The sequence below is a fragment of the Pseudomonas sp. 2995-1 genome, assembly GCF_002742505.1.
Taxonomy (GTDB): Bacteria; Pseudomonadota; Gammaproteobacteria; order Pseudomonadales; family Pseudomonadaceae; genus Aquipseudomonas; species Aquipseudomonas sivasensis.
The window spans coordinates 1-646 of record NZ_LJSA01000276.1 but is presented as its reverse complement, the minus strand read 5'-3'; the positions used below and the strand labels follow the sequence as shown (position 1 = coordinate 646).

Here is a 646-nt window from a genome sequence, read left to right as displayed (position 1 = left end):
CGGCGTAGGATTCGGTGGCCAGCTTCACGGCGCCAGCATGGTCGCCCTGCTCTTCCAGCGCGGCAATCTGCGAGTAAACCGAGGCTGTCAGGTAGTGGTACTGCTCGTTCAGTGCTGCTGAGGCCTTCACAGGGTCATCAGCCAGCTTCACGAACTCGGCCACCGTATCGCTGACCGCCTTGCCCGTGGTTTCCTGCATCGACACTGCGGCCTGAGTGATACCGGTGAAGCTCTCGCTGGCGATCTTGCCGTTGTCCGCCAGCGTCGCCAAGACCGCCGCTGCCTGTCCTGTAGTGCCCACGGTTGCGCTGACCTGCCGCGCCATGTCGCCCAGTTGATCGGCGCTGACACCGGCGTAGTTACCGGTGAGGATCAGTGACTTGTTGTAGCTGTCCTGTTCTTCGCTGCCTTTGTAGTAAGCGTATGCAAGACCGCCAACAGCAGCCGTTGCCAGCGCCAACGGCCCTAAAATTGCGAGCAGACCAGCAGCGCCCGCCCCAGCACCAGCGCCCAACTGAGCCACGGCACGCACGCCGCTACCCCAGTCACCAGAGGAAAGCGCATTGCCCAACTGCACCACGTTCTCCTGCGCCTGACGGGTGCCAAGACGCAGTTTGTCGAAACCGGTGGTGGTCTTTTCGAGCTT

Annotated in this window: 1 protein-coding gene; it reads right to left on the bottom strand. The window is 62.2% G+C overall.

Features of this window, described 5'->3' with window-relative positions:
* Window positions 1–646 (bottom strand): phage tail length tape measure family protein (locus tag AOA61_RS05710; RefSeq protein ID WP_178075184.1); only part of this gene is annotated, 646 nt, incomplete at both ends.